Annotated in this window: 15 protein-coding genes, 1 tRNA gene and 1 pseudogene; 9 read left to right on the top strand and 8 right to left on the bottom strand. The window is 70.9% G+C overall.

What is annotated here, in order from left to right; all coding sequences use genetic code 11:
- The first annotated feature begins 156 nt into the window (after positions 1-156).
- Positions 157-1506 (top strand): tetratricopeptide repeat protein, encoded by a 1350-nt coding sequence (locus OG953_RS27870; RefSeq protein ID WP_405687682.1) that lies wholly within the window; start codon positions 157-159, stop codon positions 1504-1506.
- A gap of 147 nt (positions 1507-1653) precedes the next feature.
- On the opposite strand, the gene OG953_RS27865 is transcribed toward OG953_RS27870, so the two are convergent.
- Positions 1654-2250, bottom strand: coding sequence for a histidine phosphatase family protein (locus tag OG953_RS27865; protein ID WP_405687681.1), 597 nt, complete (start codon positions 2248-2250; stop codon positions 1654-1656).
- A 248-nt stretch (positions 2251-2498) separates the two neighbouring features.
- On the opposite strand from OG953_RS27865, the gene OG953_RS27860 reads away from it, so the two are divergent.
- From OG953_RS27860 to OG953_RS27845, 4 genes are read left to right on the top strand one after another with little or no spacing between them, the layout of a single operon-like run.
- Positions 2499-3491: a phosphatase PAP2 family protein gene (locus OG953_RS27860; protein WP_405687680.1), complete on the top strand. Its 993-nt coding sequence runs from the start codon at positions 2499-2501 to the stop codon at positions 3489-3491.
- Positions 3376-4563, top strand: coding sequence for a hypothetical protein (locus OG953_RS27855; protein ID WP_405687678.1), 1188 nt, complete (start codon positions 3376-3378; stop codon positions 4561-4563). Before OG953_RS27860 ends, OG953_RS27855 begins: the two co-directional genes overlap by 116 nt.
- On the top strand, positions 4554-6167 hold the full coding sequence (locus tag OG953_RS27850) for a hypothetical protein (RefSeq protein WP_405687677.1): 1614 nt from the start codon (positions 4554-4556) through the stop codon (positions 6165-6167). Before OG953_RS27855 ends, OG953_RS27850 begins: the two co-directional genes overlap by 10 nt.
- A complete protein-coding gene (locus tag OG953_RS27845; RefSeq protein WP_405687675.1) occupies positions 6164-7498 on the top strand; it encodes an AAA family ATPase in 1335 nt (444 codons plus the stop codon). Before OG953_RS27850 ends, OG953_RS27845 begins: the two co-directional genes overlap by 4 nt.
- A 21-nt stretch (positions 7499-7519) precedes the next feature.
- Here the strand turns inward: OG953_RS27845 and OG953_RS27840 are convergent, their stop codons facing one another.
- From OG953_RS27840 to OG953_RS27815, 6 genes and pseudogenes are all read right to left on the bottom strand, one after another.
- The gene (locus OG953_RS27840) at positions 7520-8302 is read right to left on the bottom strand and encodes a helix-turn-helix domain-containing protein (protein ID WP_405692102.1); all 783 of its coding nucleotides are present in this window, start codon (positions 8300-8302) and stop codon (positions 7520-7522) included.
- Between the two features lie 467 nt (positions 8303-8769).
- On the bottom strand, positions 8770-9261 hold the full coding sequence (locus OG953_RS27835; RefSeq protein ID WP_326771047.1) for an NUDIX domain-containing protein: 492 nt from the start codon (positions 9259-9261) through the stop codon (positions 8770-8772).
- 100 nt (positions 9262-9361) lie between these two features.
- Entirely contained in the window at positions 9362-10084 is a 723-nt protein-coding gene (istB, locus tag OG953_RS27830; protein WP_405692101.1) for an IS21-like element helper ATPase IstB, read from the bottom strand.
- 20 nt (positions 10085-10104) lie between these two features.
- Positions 10105-10293 (bottom strand): annotated as a pseudogene (locus OG953_RS27825) (transposase domain-containing protein); the annotation flags it as partial.
- A gap of 608 nt (positions 10294-10901) precedes the next feature.
- Positions 10902-11840 (bottom strand): sigma-70 family RNA polymerase sigma factor, encoded by a 939-nt coding sequence (locus OG953_RS27820; protein ID WP_405687674.1) that lies wholly within the window; start codon positions 11838-11840, stop codon positions 10902-10904.
- Positions 11841-11850: 10 nt separating this feature from the next.
- Positions 11851-13041 carry an NAD(P)/FAD-dependent oxidoreductase gene (locus OG953_RS27815; protein ID WP_405687672.1) on the bottom strand — a complete coding sequence of 397 codons (1191 nt, stop codon included), beginning with the start codon at positions 13039-13041 and terminating at the stop codon, positions 11851-11853.
- 419 nt (positions 13042-13460) lie between these two features.
- Here OG953_RS27815 and OG953_RS27810 point away from each other — a divergent pair, with 419 nt between their 5' ends.
- The 3 genes from OG953_RS27810 (at position 13461) to OG953_RS27800 (ending at position 14794) form a co-directional block, all read left to right on the top strand.
- Entirely contained in the window at positions 13461-13802 is a 342-nt protein-coding gene (locus tag OG953_RS27810; protein WP_405687670.1) for a hypothetical protein, read from the top strand.
- A gap of 220 nt (positions 13803-14022) precedes the next feature.
- Positions 14023-14730, top strand: coding sequence for a hypothetical protein (locus tag OG953_RS27805; protein WP_405687668.1), 708 nt, complete (start codon positions 14023-14025; stop codon positions 14728-14730).
- Positions 14721-14794, top strand: a tRNA-Lys gene (locus tag OG953_RS27800). The genes OG953_RS27805 and OG953_RS27800 overlap by 10 nt, the downstream gene beginning before the upstream one ends.
- A gap of 90 nt (positions 14795-14884) precedes the next feature.
- Here the strand turns inward: OG953_RS27800 and OG953_RS27795 are convergent.
- Positions 14885-16099 (bottom strand): M6 family metalloprotease domain-containing protein, encoded by a 1215-nt coding sequence (locus tag OG953_RS27795; RefSeq protein ID WP_405687666.1) that lies wholly within the window; start codon positions 16097-16099, stop codon positions 14885-14887.
- A 409-nt stretch (positions 16100-16508) separates the two neighbouring features.
- Between OG953_RS27795 and OG953_RS27790 the strand changes: the two genes are divergently transcribed.
- Positions 16509-18380 (top strand): putative bifunctional diguanylate cyclase/phosphodiesterase, encoded by a 1872-nt coding sequence (locus tag OG953_RS27790; protein ID WP_405687665.1) that lies wholly within the window; start codon positions 16509-16511, stop codon positions 18378-18380.
- Positions 18381-18394: the final 14 nt, after the last annotated feature.

The following is an 18394-nucleotide window of genomic DNA, read 5'->3' as shown; positions in this document are numbered from 1 at the left end:
CACGCCGCCGCAAAGGGTGGCAGTTCATGGCGGATCGCGGGCGAGATATCCCCTTTGTAGGCAAACGCCGTGTGTGCGCTCCGTCACAACCGGTACGTTCTTGCTCCGCCGGGACACCGGAAGCAGGAGCCCGGCTGCACCAGAGAGGGCTCAGCCATGGTGTCGACAGGGGCAGTTCCCAACCTCTCCTTCCGGCGGCTGCGCGGACCGCGCTCCGCCGGGGAGTTCGCTGCCGCGGTACGCAGGTCCGCCCGCGAGATCGGCGAGCAGGTCGCGTGCGACGCCCGGTACATCGGACGCGTGGAGTCCGGCGAGATCCGCTGCCCCAACTACGCGTACGAGCGTGTCTTCCTGCACATGTTCCCCGGCGCCACCCTGGTGGACCTGGGCTTCTCACCGCGCGAATCGGTACGCGGCCGGGGGGCGCGGACCACTGCCGAAACCCCACCGCCCCCCACGCTCCACAGCGACACCGACGAGGAGAGCGACGTGCTGCGTCGCGTATTCATGACGAGCGGCACCACCGCGATGGCGACCGCGACCCTGGGCCTCGGCCTCGGCGGCACGTCCGCCGCCGCCCTGCCCGACCGGCACCGGGTCGGAGAGGCCGAAGTGAGCGCCGTCGAGAAGGCAGTACGGCAGATCCGGCTGCTCGACGACCGGCACGGCGGTGACGGCCTGTACCGCAGGGCGTCCCAGCCGCTGCGGGCGGCGTACGCGCTGCTCGACTCCGGAACCGCCACCAAGCGCTCCACAGCCGACCGGTTGCATGCCGGGGCGGGCGAACTGGCCATCTCGGTGGGCTGGCTGGCCCATGACTCGGGCCGGTTCGAGGACGCCCGCTCGCACTATGCGGAGGCTCTGGCCACGGCGCGAGTGGCGGGCGACGCGGCGCTGGAGGCGCATGCGTTCTGCAATGCGTCGTTCCTGGCCAGGGACACGGGGAGGCCCCGCGAGTCCGTACGCGCCGCCGAGGCCGGGCAGCGGGCGGCGCAGCCGCTGGGCTCGCCGCGGCTGCTGGCCCTGCTCGCGCTGCGGGAGGCGGGGGGCCGGGCGGGGCTCGGGGACCGTACGGGCTGCGAACGGGCGATCGGCCGGGCGCACACCGCGTTCGAGCGCGGTCCGTCCGACGCCGATCCGGAGTGGATGACCTTCTTCCGGGAGGCGGAGCTGGAGATGCTGGAGGCGCAGTGCTGGTCGGCGCTGGGCGACTGGCCGCGGGCGGCCCGCCATGCGCTGCGGGCGACGCGGCTCCAGGACCCGCACTTCACCCGGAACCTGGCGCTGTACCGGGCCGAGCTGACCACGGACCTGGCCCGGGCGGGCCGGGCCGCGGAGGCGGCGACCGCGGGCCACCAGGTGCTGGACCTGCTGGACCGCGTCCAGTCGTCCCGCATCCGGGCGATGCTGGCGGGGGCGGCGGGGGTACTGGCGCCGCAGCGGGGTGCGGCGGAGGTCGGGGGGTTCCTCGAGCGGCACGCGGAGGTCTCCGAGGCGGGGGCGTAGGCGTTCGCAGAACGGCCCGGATTCCACGCGCCCCGCGCCACGTGACCGGTTCCGTCCTCGATCGCCGGACGGGCCGGCTTCCACCGCGCGCCGGCAAGATCGAGCCCGTCCGGCGATCGATGCCCCCCGCTGCCGGGGGCGGCAGGACTACCGGTCCAGGTGGCCCGTGTCGTTCCAGCGTTCTATCGCGGGCGCACCGTACGCCCACCCCAGCACCGACAGCGACGTCGGATCGAGCCGGATGCGCGCCGCGAACGACACGTCCTCGCCCAGCCACCGCGCCCCCAGTGCCCGCAGGATGTGACCGTGGGCGAAGACCAGGACGTCGCGGTCGGCCGAGCGGGCCCAGTCGACGATCTCGTCGGCGCGGGCGGACAGCTCGGCCAGGCTCTCCCCCTCCGGCACCCCGTCGCGCCAGATGAACCAGTCGGGACGGATCGCCTTGATCTGTGCCGGGGTCATCCCCTCGTACGCCCCGTAGTCCCACTCCAGCAGCGCGTCCCACGGCTCGGCCCGGTCCGCGAAACCCGCGATGTCGCAGGTCTCCTTGGCCCGCAGCAGCGGACTGGTGCGGACTTCCAGGCCCGGCAGGTCCGCCCACGGCTTGCGGTGCAGCCGCTCACCGAGGAGCTTGGCGCCCGCACGGCCGGTGTCGAGCAGTGGGATGTCCGTCCTGCCTGTGTGATTGCCCTTGACGGACCATTCCGTCTGGCCGTGCCGGGCGAGCAGGATACGCGGTGCCATGACGGCTCTCCCTGGGGCTGAGATCTGAGGCCGGAGATCGAGACAGAACGGATCGTCCGGTTTTCCCATCATCGCGCACGTCTTCGGGAGGCAACCTCCGGGGCCGAACCGGCGTCACTCCCTGCGCGGAGAAATCTGTGCACACACGGGGCACCCGACAAGGACCCCCGGGAGAATCGCAACCGACCCGCACCGTACGGTTGTACGCCCGCCGTCGGTCGCATGAACACATGATGGAGAGCTTCCGGATGCAGCATGCCAGCACCGCGTACGTGCCGCGCCCGCGGCCCCGTTGGTGGACCGAGCTTCCGCTGCTGGCCCTGGTGTACGCAGCCTACTCGGCGGGCCGGCTGGTGGTACGCGGCGACGTGTCCACGGCCGTCGACCACGGTCTGCGCATCCTGGACCTGGAGAAGACGCTCCACATCAACTTCGAGCACCCGCTCAACCGGCTGTTCACCGAGCACCCCTCGATAGGCATACCCGCCGACTTCGTGTACGCGTCCCTGCACTATCTGGTCACCCCGGCCGTTCTGATCTGGCTCTTCCGCCGCCGCGAGGCCGTGTACCGCAGAGCCCGCACCTGGCTGATGACCTCCACTCTGCTCGGCCTGATCGGCTTCACGCTGATACCGACCTGCCCGCCCCGGCTGCTCCACGCCACTCACGGCTTCGTCGACACAATGGCGCAGTACAGCTCGTACGGCTGGTGGGGCACCGGGGCGAGTGCCCCGCGCGGCATGAGCGGTCTGACGAACCAGTACGCGGCGATGCCGAGCCTGCACGTCGGCTGGGCGCTCTGGTGCGGAATCCTGCTGTGGCGCCACGCCCGGCACCCGCTCGTACGGGCCGTGGGCATCGCCTACCCCCTGGTCACCACGTTCGTGGTGATGGGCACCGCCAACCACTACTTCCTCGACGCGGTCGCGGGCGCTGCCGTGATGGGCGTCGGAGCCCTGCTGGCCGGACCGGTGACGCGTCTCGCCGACCGGGTCGCCGCCCGGCTCGGGACCCGCTTCCCGCGGTTCGCCCGGACCACGAAGTCCCCGATTGTCAGTGCCGGATGCAAGACTTCGGCGGGTGAGCGAATCCCTGGCCAGCGGACCACCTCCGCAGATTCCACCGATGCCGCAGCATCGGCCGACGCAGGCACCGCGGCCGGTCGCGCAATCCGGGCCGACGCCGCTGCCCCCGCAGGCGCGGGAGCAGCGGGGGACGACACTCCGGCAGCGGCTCGCTGAGCTGCGGGGCCCGGCTGTCGCACCGCGTCCGCTGGATGCCCGCGCGCTGGCCGCCCTCGCCGCCAACCCCGGCTGCCGACGTCGCGCCCTGCTGGACGGCGCCGGGGTGGACAAGGCCGCGCTGGCCACGGCGCTCGGTTCACCGGCCCCCTTCGGCCAGTCGCAGTTCGCTTTCGTCCGGGGCAACGCCTTCGAGGCCAAGGTCAAGGCCGACAGCGGTACGGAGCTGATGCGGCTGCTCCACGAGCGCCTCGGCGGCGGCGCCGAGGCTCCGCGCGAGGTCCTGGTGCCCGATCTGACCGCGGCCGGTCCCCAGGGCCGCGCGGCGCGTACGGCGTTGGCGCTGCGGGAGGCGACCGAGGCAGGCGGCTGGGCGCTGCTGGACCACCCGATGCTGGCCCTGGATGTGGCGGGCTCCCCGACCTATCTGGAGCCGGACGCGGTCGCCGTGCACCCCGACGGCACCTGGACGGTCGTCGAGATCAAGTCCTTCCCCATGATCGACGGTTCTGCCGACGCGGCGAAGGTCGGTGCGGCGGCCCGGCAGTCCGCCGTCTACGTACTGGCGCTGGAGCGGATCGCGGAGCTGACCGAGGGTGCGGAGGTCGGCCACCGGGTGCTGCTGGTCTGCCCGAAGGACTTCTCCAATCTGCCCACCGCCTCGGTCGTCGACGTACGCAAGCAGCGTGCGGTCACCCGGCGCCAGCTGGCCAGACTGACCCGGATCGAGGACATCGCGGCGGCCCTGCCCGAGGGCACCACCTTCGATCCGGAGTGCTCCCCGCAGCAGCTCGACGCCGCGGTCGAATCGGTCGGCGCGGCGTATGCCCCGGAGTGCCTGGCCGCTTGTGAACTGGCCTTCCACTGCCGGGCGAAGGCCCGCGCGGCCGGTGCCGTGGAGGCGCTGGGGCGGAGCGTGCGGGGTGAGCTCGGCGGGCTGACGACGGTGGGTGCGGTGCTGGCCGCCGCCGCGGGCAAGGAGGGCGACCCGGCGGATCCGACGGTCGTGGCCCTGCGGCGCGCGGCGGCGCTGCGCGCCGAGGCGCTGGAGGGCAGTGCGTCATGTCGCTGATCAGTACCCTGGCCCGGCTGGAGGCCGTGGACAGCGGCCGGGCACAGCCCATGACGACGGTCCTGCACCGCCATCTCACCGACCGGCCGCTCGTCCTGGTGCCACTGACCACCGCCGGTGAGGCGGGCGCCCCGCTGGGCGCACTCGTCGGGACCGACCGGGAGGCGCCCCGGCTGCTGGCGGTTTCGCAGCCGCGCGACCGGGATCTGCGGTTCGCGTTCCTCGCCGAGCTGGCCGAGGCGGTGCTGCCGCACATCGAGGCGTACGAGGATGCCGTCGAGCCCGCCGAGCGCAATGAGACCGATCCGGAGACCGGGAAGAAGGTCAAGGTCGAGGTCGAGCTGTGCGCGAACGCACCGCAGTTGATCGTGCCGAGCCGGGCGGGCATCGATTTCGTACGGCTGCTCGGTCGCTCCATGCGGTTCAGGCGCACGGCCGAGGACGATCCCGACACCCCGTACCCCGCCCCTGCCCGTGTCCCGCTGCTGGGCCGCTGGCTGACGCACTACGGGGAGCGGGCCAGAGTGCCGGGCTCCTCACTGCTGCTGGCCACGACCGATCTGCTGAACCGCCACTGGGCGACCGGGCAGAGCAGCCTGGAGGATCAGCATCTGGGCGCGCTGCTGGCCTGGATCGCCGCCCCGACGGGCGAGTCCGGGGCGCGGGCTGCGCTCCGTGCGGAGCTGGAGCGGGACGGCGATGGGCAGCTGCTGTGCCCGCCGGCCGGTCCGGCCACGGACCCCGCGTTCGACAACCGGCTGCTGGCGCCCGCCATCGAGAAGTACGACCGGGCGCGCACCTCCCTCGCAGCGGCCGAGGACGGTCTGGCGGCCGATGCCCGGCTCGCCGAACTGACCGCCGCCGAGCGGGACATCAGGGCATTGCTGGCCGGGGTGCTGCGGCCGACCTGGGACGCGGTGTGGCAGGGGCTCGATCTGCTGAAGGAGCTGCCCGAGGGGTCTCGGGCCGGTGACCGCTGGACGAGGGACCGCTGGTCGTTCACCGGTCACCGGGACCGGGTGCGGTCCGGTGAGCCGCCGCAGCCTCGCCGGGACGATGCGGTGACGGCCGCGCAGAAGCTGGCCTCGCGCGAGACGGCGCAGGCCCAGCTGGAGGCGCAGGAGGCGCTGGACGATCCGCTGGTGCTGGCCGGGCGGCGGCTGGCCGGTGAGGCGTTCGTCGGCGACGTGACGGAGGTGGTGATGGCGTACAGCGAGTCGAAGCGCCCGTCCCCGCGCCCGCTGGTCACGGTCCGCACGGACGAGCGCCCGCATCTCGGGGAGCGCACCAAGGTGTACCGCTCGCTGGACGGCAAGCCGCAGACCGCCGAGTTCGTGGAGTACGCCGCGGAGCCGGAGGACGGGAACGCGCCCCTGCTGGTGCTGCGGATCACCGACCGGATGGGCCGGAGCAAGGAGCCGGCCCCGGGTTCGGTGCCCGAGCCGGGCGACCGGATCGCCTGGACGCTGTTCGAGCACGATCAGCGCGGCGGCCCGAAGCTGCCGGACCCCGAGGAGACGCCCTGGACGCACGGCGGCCCGCCGGGCGCCACTGCCGGGCAGGCCGAGAGCCCCGATCCCGTGACCGCGGAGGACCTTCTGTGACGGCCGTATTCGACCCGGGCGCCCAGGCCGCGCGGGCGACCGACGCGATCCTCGCCGACACCCTGGGCGGTACGTCGCGCGGCATCGTGGTGGACTCCCCGCCGGGCGCGGGCAAATCGACGCTCGTGGTGCGTGCCGCACTCGAACTCGCGGCGGCCGGGCACCCGTTGATGGTGGTCGCGCAGACCAATGCCCAGGTCGACGACCTGGTGGTGCGGCTGGCCGAGAAGGACCCGGGGCTGCCGGTCGGGCGGTTGCACAGCAATGACTCCGACCCGTACGACAAGGTGCTGGACGGCCTGGCCAATGTACGGAAGTCGGCCAAGGCGTCGGATCTCGCCGGACTCGACGTCGTCATCTCGACGGCCGCCAAGTGGGCGCATGTGAAGAACGTCGAGCCGTGGGGGCATGCGATCGTCGACGAGGCGTACCAGATGCGTTCGGATGCCCTGCTGGCCGTCGCGAGCCTCTTCGAACGGGCGCTGTTCGTCGGCGATCCGGGCCAGTTGGACCCGTTCTCGATCGTCGGCGCGGACCAGTGGGCGGGGCTGTCGTACGACCCGTCCGCGAGCGCGGTCTCCACGTTGCTCGCGCACAATCCCGGGCTGCCGCAGCACCGGCTGCCGGTGTCGTGGCGGCTGCCCGCCTCCGCCGCGCCGCTCGTCTCGGACGCGTTCTACCCGTACACCCCGTTCCGCAGCGGTACGGGCCACGGGGACCGGCGGCTGACGTTCGGCGTCGCGTCCGACGGCTCTGCGCCGGACCGGGTGCTGGACGAGGCCGCGGAATCCGGCTGGGGCCTGCTCGAACTCCCGGCCCGGCACACCCCGCGCACCGATCCGGAGGCGGTACGGGCGGTGGCCCTGGTCGTCCGCCGGCTCCTCTGCCGGGGTGGCGCGGCGACGAGCGAGCGCTCCCCGGATCCGGTCCCGGTGACGGCGGACCGGGTCGCGGTCGGCACCGCCCACCGCGACCAGGCGGCGGCGGTACGGGCGGCGCTCGCGGAGCTGGGTGTGACGGGCGTGGCGGTGGACACGGCGAACCGGCTCCAGGGCCGCGAGTTCGATGTGACGGTGGTCCTGCACCCGCTGTCCGGCCGCCCGGACGCCACGGCGTTCCATCTGGAGACGGGCCGGCTGTGCGTCCTGGCCTCGCGCCACCGGCATGCGTGCATCGTGGTGTGCCGGGCGGGCGTCACGGAGCTGCTGGACGAGCACCCGTCGACGGAGCCGGTGCAGCTGGGGGTCACGGTGAAGTTCCCGGACGGCTGGGACGCAATGTTTACCACATACCTTCACCTCCTGGAGCACCGTGTGTCCTGGCGTCCCTGAGCTGCGATGACGCGCAGGCAGTCAGTCCAGGGACGCCAACGCACCCGCTATGAGAGAACGTGCAGCCGCTCCCCTCACGGCTCCCTGTGACAGCCGCTCAAAGGCCCGGCTGTACAGCTCGACCTGGCTGGGCTGCGTAAGGGTGGCAGCAGCATCCAGGGTGTCCGCGTGCACCCTGGTGTCGTCGAAGATCGTGAAGGTGGGCATGGGCCACAGGGCTCGTTGCGCGGAGAACGGGATGAGCCCCACGGCTACGTTCTGGAGATCCATGACCCCAAGCAGGTGGCCAAGCTGTGCCGCCATGGTCTCCGCGCTGCACAGCCGGTACCGCAGCACCGACTCCTCCAGTACGAACGAGAACCGGCGTGCGCCATTGCTCAGCACCTCGTTACGCCTCACCCGGGCCGCCACAGCATCGCTCACGTCGTCCGGGGTCCCCCGGAAGTCTGCGATCGATGACAGCAGGGCAGCGGCGTATCCGGGTGTCTGGAGGAATCCGGGGATCACGTCGGAGACGTAGACCCTGAATATCTTTGTTTGTTGGTAGAGATCCCCAGTCGACTCCTGCAAACGGCGGAGACCGCTTCGCTGGAGTCGCCTCCACTGCACATGAGCGTCTGCGGACTGCCTGTTGGCAGCGATCAGGTCGGGGGCCTGGTCATCAGCGGTGCAGGCCCGGCACCACGCTTTGATATCCGCGTCGGAGGGAGGGGTCTTGGCATTCTCGATACGGGATGACTTCGACTCTGACCAACCGCACCTGACGGCCAGCTCCCGCCCGCTGATTCGATCGCCGTCGGGAATCGTGTCCCAGCCCCCGACCTTTCGCCAATGCTGTCGCCCGGCCGGTGCTCTTCAAGTCGTCATGCCGAGCATTCTCTCTCACCGCGAGTCGCCCGGTCTCGGCGTCCGGGGAAGAATCGGGCTGACCACAGACCGTGACGGACCCTCAGGCGACCTGATCCACTTCACGGAATCCGTGCCTGAACCGGTGAACGGGAGCCACTGCATCGGCGAGTTTGGGAGCCACTTTGCTCCATCTGTGACGAGGGCCCGACACAGGTCCATGATCGTCAACGGGTTCGGGAGCCACCCCTGTCGGGTGACATCACGCCTGTGGATGTGGAGTGTCCGCCGTGGTCCGGAGGTGTTTGGCGATAGTTTGGTTGCCCCGGGTCCTGCTGGTCCGTGTCCCTGACAGGCGCGGTTCGGCAGGGCCCGGCCTCGCGTTCGGCCGGCTATTGGTCGGCGGTGTGCTTAAGGACGTGCGCTCAGCCGTCTACGGGGATCGGCCGGTTCGGTGGGCCGTCGGTCAGCAAGGACGCCAATAGTTTCGGCAGCTCAGCCGGCCGCAGCACATCCGAGGTCGCGGCCAGTTCCGCTATGGTCCACCAGCGGTGCCCGGTGATCGCGGCCTTCTCGATCTCCTCGAAAGCCGAGGTATCGACCTGGAACGCAGGCGTCCGGGCCATGTAGTAGCGCTGGCGAACCTCATAAGCGACGCCGCCCCGGACCGCTGTCCACGGACGCCCTCGCCAAATCTCCGGACCCAGCGAGAGGTTCGTCAGCCCGGTTTCTTCTCGCAACTCCCGCAGGGCTGCCTGCTCGTGGCTTTCGCCTGGCTTGAGTCCGCCTCCAGGGGTGAACCACCGAACGGAACCGTCCCCCTTGTTCAGGGCAGAGAACAGCAGTAGCCGACTGGCGTCGTCCAGCAACACCACGCGCGCGCTCGGGCGCGGCACCAGGCTCCCCTCCGGTTTCATCACCTCGTCAGATTAGAACCGCGGTCCCTGGGTGACCAACGGAGTTGGTCACCGGGCTGAGCTTTCACGCAAGTCTGGTCAGAGCCGGATTCAGAGAGCCTCATGACCGTGCGGTGGCCTGGCGGTCGGCTTCGGTGGACTGGAAGCGGTAGGACTCGGTGCCGGTCTGGATCAGCGTGCAGCGGAACGTAATGCGGTCGGCGATGGCCGCGCAAAGCCGGCGGTCGCCGAAGGTCTTGTCCCACTCGGCGAACGGGGAGTTCGTGGCGACCGCGGTGGCCTTGCGCTCCTCGCGTTCGGTGAAGATCTGGAACAGCAGCTTGGCGCCCTTCTTGTCCAGGTTCGCGTAGCCAAACTCGTCCAGGCAGAGCAGGTCGACCTTGGTGTAGCGGGCCATGAGCGAGGACAGCCGCCTGGCCGCCTCGGCTTCGGCGAGCTCGTTCACCAGGGCCTGGGTGGTGATGTAACGGGCGGACAGTCCGGCCTCCGCGATCGCGGTACCGACCCCGATCAGCAGGTGGGACTTGCCGGTGCCAGAGTCACCGATCAGCACCAGCGGACGGCCCTCACGGACCCAGGACGTGGACTTCAGATCGGCGACGACTTCCGGGGAGACGTTGGGGTTCTTGTCGAAGTCGAAGTCCTCCAGCCGCTTTGGCCGGGGGAATTTCGCCGCGCGGACGAGCCTTTGCTGACGGCGGACGTCGCGGTCGGCGACCTCGGTCTGCAGCAGGTCCAGCAGGAACTGCTTGTAGGTCGACTGCTCGCGCCGGGCAGCGGCGGCCAGCTCCACGAACCGTTCACGGAACGCGGGAAGCCGCAGGTCCCGGCAGGCTTCGTCGATGCGAGCACGAAGTACACCACCACCCGCGAAGGCAGCAGCCGCAGGCGCTGCTCGCGCCGGCCGGTCTCCTCCAGCACCGCGTCCACCAGAGCAAAGTCCACGACCTGGGTCAACTCCCCCAAATGACCCGGCGCGAACACACCCCGGGCTGTCTCGATCGTGGACGTGATGACAGACTTCTCCTGCAACGGGACCCCTGACCTTGATCGACTCTCTTCGCCGATCGTTGATCTATCAGGCGGTCCCGTTGCGTTGTTCAGCAGGGCTTGACGTACAGCTCAGGGACCAAACGCAACGGTGTTGAACTCTTATGGGCTGACCCGCGATTGATTGGGGTGTGCCGGCCCGAGGTTTGGCTGGTGTGTGACTCTGAAGGTCGTCGTGCGGACGTGAACGGCTCCGTCCGCCACGCTCAACAACGGCCTGTGGTACTCGTCGGACGCCACTGTCATCTACGACACCGAAGACGGCGGGCAAGGGTGCCCGGGCGTGGAAGCTGACCGGTTCGCCGCTCCTGCGCTGACCACCCACCGGGGTCCTGAGTACTTCTACTCATGACTGTGACTTCGAGCGATCGGTGGCCAGGGGCGTTCGGATCCGCCCTGGTCAGCCCTCCGTGACGATTCGTAGTTGGCCACTGTGTCGACCGATAGTTGGCCATCGGGGATCCGAACTGCATGGCCGAGTCCGATTCGGGAGACCGACGTGCTTCGGCCCCCGTGCTGCTGTGCAGCGCGGGGGCCGAAGGGGTGCCGTCCTCGCTCCGACTCAGGTCACTGGATTACGGTGGCTCCGGTCACCATGCGTTGATGACCGGCGCGTCGGGTTCGTGCTGCCGCCAGGCCTCGTTGAGGCGCGCGAGCCGGTCCGCGGCGGCGATGCCGCGCAGGGACGCGACCTTGCCGTCGCTGACTTCGAACGCCACGGCGCCCACGACCCGGTCGTCGACCACGGCGAGGACGGCTGGGGAGCCGTTGACCAGCGCGATATGGATCGCGGGCGAGCCGCCGACCAGCCGCCGCTTCGCCGGCGTGGACTTGAAGCCGGCTCGCACGTAGGAGGCGACCCGCTCGCGCGTCTTGTACCGCAACAGCCGCTTGCCCAGTCCGGCGCCGTCCGAGACCGCCGTCACGTCGTCGGTGAGCAGCGCCACCAGCCGTTCGGTGCGCCCCGACGTGGCGGCGGCGAGGAACTCCTCGACGACCCGGCGCGCGGACGCGGGGTCGGCCTCGCCGCCGCGGCGGCGCTCGGCGACGACCCGGATCCGGGCCCGGTGGACATGCTGCTGGCTCGCGGACTCGGTGATGTCGAGGATCCCGGCGATCTCGGCGTGGCTGTACGAGAAGGCCTCACGCAGGACGTAGACGGCCCGCTCGACCGGCGAGAGGCGCTCCAAGAGGGTCAGCACGGCCAAGGACACCGATTCGCGCTGCTCGAAGGTCTCGGCCGGGCCGAGCATCGGGTCGCCCTCGAGGAGTAGCTCGGGCAACCAGGCACCGGCCGCTCGCTCGTGGCGCGCCTGCGCCGAGCGGAGCCGGTCGAGGCAGAGATGGGTGACGACCTTGGTCAGCCACGCTTCCGGCACCTCGACCCGTTCGCGGTCTGCGGCCTGCCAGCGCAGGAACGTGTCCTGCACGGCGTCCTCGGCGTCGGCGGCCGAGCCGAGCAGACGGTACGCGAGCGAGGCCAGCCGGCCCCGGCTGGCCTCGAACCGATCGATGGCTGCGTTGTCCATTCGGAACAGCCTATGCGGCGCCCCTCACACCGGCCCGGTCAGGCGCGGTGGCCAGGCGGCGCTTGCGCTTCGGCATGCCGAAGGTCGGGTGGGCGATGCCCCACCCGGCCCCCTTGAGCACGCCCGACTTGAGCCGCGCGGCGGTCCGGCCGCCCAGGTACCAGGACTTCGACCGGACGTCACCGTCCACCATCTGGAAGATCGCGTCCCGCCGCCCGAGGCTGATGTGGTTGCCGTGGTACTTCAGCCCGGTGGTCGGGACCTCGCTGCCCGTCAGGCGCGCGATGATCGCGGCGGTCGCCTGCATGTTGGTGAAGCCGGCCGAGGCGCAGGACATCGGCAGCGGCCGGCCGTTCTCGCCGATCGCGTAGACGCAGTCACCGGCGGCGTAGACGTCCGGGTGCGAGACCGAGCGCATGGTGCGGTCGACGACGATCTGGCCGGTCTCGGCGACCTCCAGGCCGCTGGCGGCCGCGATGGGGTGCACGGCGAACCCGGCCGACCACACCGTCACGTCGGCCGGGATGGACGTACCGTCGGCGGCGATCGCCTGTGTCGGCTCGACGACTTCGATGCCGGTGTGCTCGTGGACGGTGATGCCGAGCCGGTCGAAGGCATGGCGCAGGTGACGGCGGGCCTTCGGGGAGAGCCAGGCGCCCAGCTCGCCGCGGGCGGCGAGCGCGACCGAGAGGTCGGGCCGGGACTCGGCGAACTCGGTGGCGGTCTCGATGCCGGTCAGCCCCTCACCGACGACCAGCACGGTGCCGCCCTCGCCCAGGCCGGCGAGGCGCTCGCGCAGACGCAGCGCCGAGGACCGGCCGGTCACATCGAAGGCGTACTCGGCCACGCCGGGAACGCCATGGTGGGCTACGGAGCTGCCGAGCGCGTAGAAAAGCGTGTCGTACGCGAGCTCGCCGTCGCCGTCCTCGCCGGTCACGGCGACGGTCCGGCGCTCGGGGTCGACGCCGGTGACGCGCGCCAGGCGCAGCCGCACCCCGGTGCCCGCGAATACGTCGGCGAGCTTGCGGAACGCGAGGTCCTGGCCGATCGCGAGTTGGTGGAGCCGCATCCGCTCAACAAAGTCGGGCACGGCGTTGACGACGGTGATCTCGGTGTCGGCGGGGGAGAGCCGGCGGGCCAGGTTTCCGGCGGCGAAGGCCCCGGCGTATCCGGCGCCGAGTACGACGATGCGGTGCTTCATGGCGTTGCTCCTGTCTCGTTCGCGTGCCCTTCGAACGAGACGGCGCCCGGATTGCTGACAGGAGCCGGGTGTGACGCGGGTCACCGAACCAAGACGAGCGGCTGAGCCCCCGACAGACGCTTGGGCCTGTCTTGGGCAGTCGAAACGGGGCGATGGCCAACTACGGATCGAGATGGCCAACTATCGGTCGGCGTCACAATGACCCCGGTCCGCTTTTGAGGGACGGTAGAGGCGATGGGCGACACCCGCACCGCCACGCGGTGCTGGCACATCTGGGCGAGCACCGGGCGCGGTGGGAGGTGTGAGGGCGCCCGGTCCCGGCAGGTCGCAGCCCCCCTTCCGGGCATCCGTGGAGGCCACTTGCGCGACGTTGGACAATGGAGGGTGGCTGTCGGGCCCACCGAAGGAGGAAACACCGCATGGCACAACCCGAGCGGAACGAGCGGCAGCGGCTGCGTCCCGCGCCCCTGCTCTTCGAGCCGTCGGCGGTAGTCGCCGATCCTGAGCACTTCTTCGACCTGGAGTCGATGGACGATCCGAAGGAGATGCTGTCCCGCGCCACCGAGCTGACCCTGGCGTTCAGTGCCGCAGCCGACCGTGCGGCCGAGTTCCAGGCGATCGCCGCCGCCCAGCTCGCCGATCCGCGCCGGTTCGACCGGCTGACGACCGCGGACATCGCGCAGCGTGCGGAGTGGACCGAGGACTATGCCAAGAAGATGGTCGAGTTCGGCCGGAGCCTGCTGGGCGGCTCCACGCCCTGACCGCCGTATCGGCCCCGTCGCGCTCGCCGCACCGGGCCCGCCACCGACCCCGGCCCGCCATCGCATCGGACCATCCGGACCGCCCGTCCACGCCAGGTCCTGACGCCGGGTACAACCAGTGGCATATGCCCGAGCGCAAGATACTCCTCCGCACCCCTACCTGTCCCGCTTTCCGGCAACTCTCGGAATCCACTTGATCACTCCCGGTAGACATGGGCACATGAGCGCATGGCTGCCAGACGAAACGACCCTGCATCACGGCGACGGCCCCCACCACGGCGCCGACATCTTCGCCCTCCTGCGGGACCGGGCCGCGAACCAGACGGCTCAGGTCACGGCGGCCGGCGCCGCCTGGCTCGCCGGCGCCGCGGCCTATCCGCGCAGCGCGCTGGCCCAGTGGGAGGCCCACCCCTCCTCGCCCGGGGTGCTGCCGTGCGGCTCGGCCTTCGACGTGGTGAATGTGCCCACCCTCTTCGGGCGCCGGATGCTGGAACACCTGTGGGCGGACGGCCCGGGCTCCGGACCCGTCGCCACTCACCGCGGACGGATGCTGCTCTTCGCCTCCCCCGGCACCGCCCAGCGGCTGCCGTCACTGCTCGACTGGGAGGAGTGGGGCGGCGGCCACGAACCGCGGACCGGCAGGGGCGCGCAGGGGCGGGACGGCGTCGACGGCAAGGTCCCGCCGCTGCTCTGCCACGGCATCGGGGACGCGGTGACCGTACCGCCCCTGACCTGCGCCTCCTCCACCCCCGGGCCCCGCTGGGTGGTCGCCCCCGACACCCGCAGCCCCTGGCTGCCGGGGCCGGACGCACTGCTCTGGGCCTGTGTACGGGTGACCAGGTCGACGCCTTCGTCGGCGGCCAGGAATTCGATTTTTCCTCCTGCCGATCAGGATGCTAATGTCTACGACGTCAGCAGGCGCCGCTAGCTCAGTTGGTTAGAGCAGCTGACTCTTAATCAGCGGGTCCGGGGTTCGAGTCCCTGGCGGCGCACAGACGGAAGAAGCCCTCTCGCGAAAGCGAGGGGGCTTCTTCGTGTTCGCGGAAGGCCTGCGTCAGGGGCCTTTCCGTGTTCGTGGGAGCCTACGCTCCCGTGGTGATCCGGACCGTCCAGGCGCCCGACGGCGTCCGGTCGGCGACCTCGACCCTGGCGTGCGCGCCGGGGATGCTGTATGTCTCGCCGACCCGCAGCGGGGCGTCCGCGAGCGGCGCGTAGACGGACAGGTCCCAGCAGGCGTCGGTGCGGGGGTGGGTGTCGATGACCTCGACCGGGCCGCCGCCGGACGGGGTTGCGTTGCGCACCCGGTAGAGCAGGACGCCTTCGGTGCAGGTCGTCCGGTCGTTGCCGGTGGCGCCGCGGGCCTCGATGGCCACGGCGCTGCCCTCACCGGTCCTGATCACCGCGAGCCGGGTGCCGACGGAGGCCCCGGGCACGGGCACGGCTGCGATCGACTCCAGGGTGATGTCCCGGCTGCGCTGGACACACACCACCTGTCTGCGGTCCAGCCAGCCGAGCTTCCACTTGTGCCAGCCGAAGAAGTCCGGCGCGAGACCGAACTGACTGCCCATCACGTCCCAGTCGCCGACATAGGTGTCCCAGTCGCCCTTGCCGTCGGACGGCCGGTGGTAGAGGTCCGGCAGGTCGAAGATGTGCCCGGTCTCGTGGGCCAGCACATTGTGGTCCGGCGGGTGCCGTTCGAAGACGGTGACGACGCGCCGGATGTCCGTACCGTCGGCGTGCAGCGGCTGGTCGAAGTTGACGACCTTGGTGGCGTCGGAGTCGACGCCCGGGGCGTCCGGGTCGGCGACCAGATAGACGATGCCGAACCGGGAGAAGTCGACCTTCGGGTCCGCCGCGGCGATGGCGTCGCGCAGATAGGCGCTGCGCCGCTCGTTGCTCCAGTCCCGCTGCATGCCGTACCAGTCGGACGCCTTGGGCATCTGGATCCACTGCTGCAGCGGGTGCGGGCGCAGGGTGAACTTCCCGTACGAGGCACGCTGGAAGAACTGGGTGGTGGCGGGGAAGTAGTCGGCGGTGAGTTCCTTGGGGGTGTTGGCGGGACGGTGATCCGGGAAGGAGAGAAAGACCATGACCGCGTCGAGGAAGTGGTCGGGGCGGGGGTACGCGTCGTTCCAGTCCCCCACGCCGAGCGAGTGGTGCACCTCGGTCCGGGGCAGCGCGCACGGACCCGCTTCGCCGGTGGCCGCCACGGCAGGCCCGGCGACGAGGGAGGTGGCAGCGAGCGCCAGAAGGGAGGTCGCAGCCGCGACCACACCTCGCAGGCTCGGCCTCCCCACTCCCCCGGTTCCGTGCTGACGCGGCACATCTACCTCCGGGTGCGAGATGCAGTCACCCACCCACCCTGTGATGATTCGAGGCTTTCGTCCTGTTGAGCTGCCCCAGTCGAGTCAGCAGTCGGCCGAGGCATTCACCCTCACGGACAGTCACAATCAATCACCAGGACATCGCGAGAGAACGGAATCGCTCAAAAACGATCAGCCGCGGGCAAACCGGATCAGCGCGCGACTGACCCAAGTGGGGCGAACGCGGGGCGCGGAGGGGTCGGGCGCTGGAACGGCCGACGCACCAACCTCTATGCTTCACCAGGCTTTCCCGCGCGGTTTCCGCCTCCGACAACGGCGCCCCGCGCGGCGGGCCAGTCCGGCCACACCTGTTCAGGACAGAACTGCACGGCGGGAGCGAACGGTGAGCGGAACCTCCGAAGGGCCGAGGCCTGCGGTGGACACACCCCCCCATTCCGCAGGACCGTCGGTCACGGAGCGTCACCCTCTGTGGTCCCCTGCCGGAGCCGCTGGTTCCGAGCCGCACGGCTACCGGGCCGCCTTCCGGGCCGCCACGCTCCCGATGGCCGTCATCGACCACGAGGGCCTGGTCGTCGCCGCCAACGACGCCCTCGGCGGCCTCCTCGGCTTCCCCGCCGCGGCACTGACCACACAGTCCGCAGCCGATCTGCTCGACCTCGTGGCGGACGGCCGCACCTGGCACGCGTACCGCGAGGTGCTTCACCGCCGGCGCTCACGGTTCCGCTGCACCCGCAGTCTCAAGCACCCCGACGGGCGCTCGATGTGGGCCGAGATCACCGTCGTACCGATGCCCGAACCGGAGGCCGGCAGGGCCGACGGCCCCGGGCCCGGCCGGGTGCTGCTCTCCGTCGCGGACATCAGCGACCGGCGTGAGCTGCAGAAGCGGCTGCGCCACCTCCAGATGCACGACCCGGTGACCCGACTGCCCAACCGGACGCTGTTCTTCGAACGGCTCTCGGCCGCCCTGGAGACCCCGCCGTACCAGGACGGCAGTGTCCCCGGACACGGCCGTATCGGGCTCTGCTATCTCGATCTCGACGGCTTCAAGGCCGTCAACGACACGATGGGCCATCGGATCGGCGACCGGCTGCTCGCCGCCGTCGCCGCCCGGCTCACCGACTGCGCGGCCCAGGACGGCCCGCACCGCCCCGGTTCACATCTCGTGGCGCGCCTGGGCGGCGACGAGTTCGCGATCCTGGTCGAGGACTCCGCCGGTACGCAGCAGCTCACCGACCTGGCCCGCACGGTCCTCGCCGCGCTGCAGAAGCCCTTCGACCTGGGCGGGCAGCGGCTCTCCGTCTCGGCCTCGATCGGAGTGGTGGAACGGGCCGTGGCCGGCACCTCGGCAACCGGTCTGATGCAGGCTGCGGACACCACGCTGTACTGGGCGAAGGCGGACGGCAAGGCCCGCTGGACGGTCTTCGACCCGGAGCGCAACGCCCACCGGATGACCCGGCAGACGCTCTCCTCCAATCTGCGGCCCGCCGTCGAACGCGGTGAGTTCACCATCGAGTACCAGCCGCTGGTCGGCATGGCCGACGGAGTCGTACGCGGGGTGGAGGCACTGGTCCGCTGGAACCACCCGCAGTTCGGCATGCTCTCGCCGAATCGGTTCGTCGCGATCGCCGAGGAGGACGGCTCGATCGTCCAGCTCGGCCGGTGGGTGCTGCAGTCCGCCTGCCGCCAGGCCCGGCGCTGGCAGCTCGACCACCCGGCCGAACCGCCGCTGTTCATCAGCGTCAATGTCGCCGTACGGCAGGTCTGGGACTCCGACCTGGTCACCGATGTCGCGGAGATCCTCGCCGAGACCGGCCTCGATCCCGGGCTGCTGCAGCTGGAGCTGACCGAGTCCGCCGTGATGGGCTCGGCGGGCCGCCCGCTCCAGGCCCTCCAGTCGCTCAGCGAAATGGGCGTACGGATCGCCATCGACGACTTCGGGACCGGCTACTCGAACCTTGCCTATCTGAGCCGGCTGCCGGTCTCCGTACTGAAGTTGGACGGCTCGTTCGTACGCGGCTTCCGCCACGACGACGGCGACCGCCCCAGCCCCGCCGACGAGACGATCGTCGAGGCGATGGTGGAACTGGCGCACCGCCTGGGCCTGACCGTCACCGCGGAGTGCGTGGAGACGGCAGGCCAGGCGGAACGGCTGCGCAGGATCGGCTGCGACACCGGGCAGGGCTGGTTGTACTCACGCGCGGTGGCCCCGGAGCGGATCGCCGAGCTGATCGGCAGCGGAAAACTGAAGGTCTGAACCCCGGCGGCCGG

Source organism: Streptomyces sp. NBC_00057 (assembly GCF_045041165.1).
Taxonomy (GTDB): Bacteria; Actinomycetota; Actinomycetes; order Streptomycetales; family Streptomycetaceae; genus Streptomyces.
This window is presented reverse-complemented; position numbering and strand designations above follow the sequence as displayed.

What these genes read in the sequence shown, in the direction of transcription:
- OG953_RS27815 (WP_405687672.1), bottom strand. Translation starts at nt 13,041, where the DNA reads ATGAAGCACCGCATCGTCGTACTCGGCGCCGGATACGCCGGGGCCTTC.
- OG953_RS27810 (WP_405687670.1), top strand. Translation starts at nt 13,461, where the DNA reads ATGGCACAACCCGAGCGGAACGAGCGGCAGCGGCTGCGTCCCGCGCCC.
- OG953_RS27805 (WP_405687668.1), top strand. Translation starts at nt 14,023, where the DNA reads ATGAGCGCATGGCTGCCAGACGAAACGACCCTGCATCACGGCGACGGC.
- OG953_RS27850 (WP_405687677.1), top strand. Translation starts at nt 4,554, where the DNA reads ATGTCGCTGATCAGTACCCTGGCCCGGCTGGAGGCCGTGGACAGCGGC.
- OG953_RS27865 (WP_405687681.1), bottom strand. Translation starts at nt 2,250, where the DNA reads ATGGCACCGCGTATCCTGCTCGCCCGGCACGGCCAGACGGAATGGTCC.
- OG953_RS27820 (WP_405687674.1), bottom strand. Translation starts at nt 11,840, where the DNA reads ATGGACAACGCAGCCATCGATCGGTTCGAGGCCAGCCGGGGCCGGCTG.
- OG953_RS27855 (WP_405687678.1), top strand. Translation starts at nt 3,376, where the DNA reads ATGCCGCAGCATCGGCCGACGCAGGCACCGCGGCCGGTCGCGCAATCC.
- OG953_RS27860 (WP_405687680.1), top strand. Translation starts at nt 2,499, where the DNA reads ATGCAGCATGCCAGCACCGCGTACGTGCCGCGCCCGCGGCCCCGTTGG.
- OG953_RS27835 (WP_326771047.1), bottom strand. Translation starts at nt 9,261, where the DNA reads ATGAAACCGGAGGGGAGCCTGGTGCCGCGCCCGAGCGCGCGCGTGGTG.
- OG953_RS27870 (WP_405687682.1), top strand. Translation starts at nt 157, where the DNA reads ATGGTGTCGACAGGGGCAGTTCCCAACCTCTCCTTCCGGCGGCTGCGC.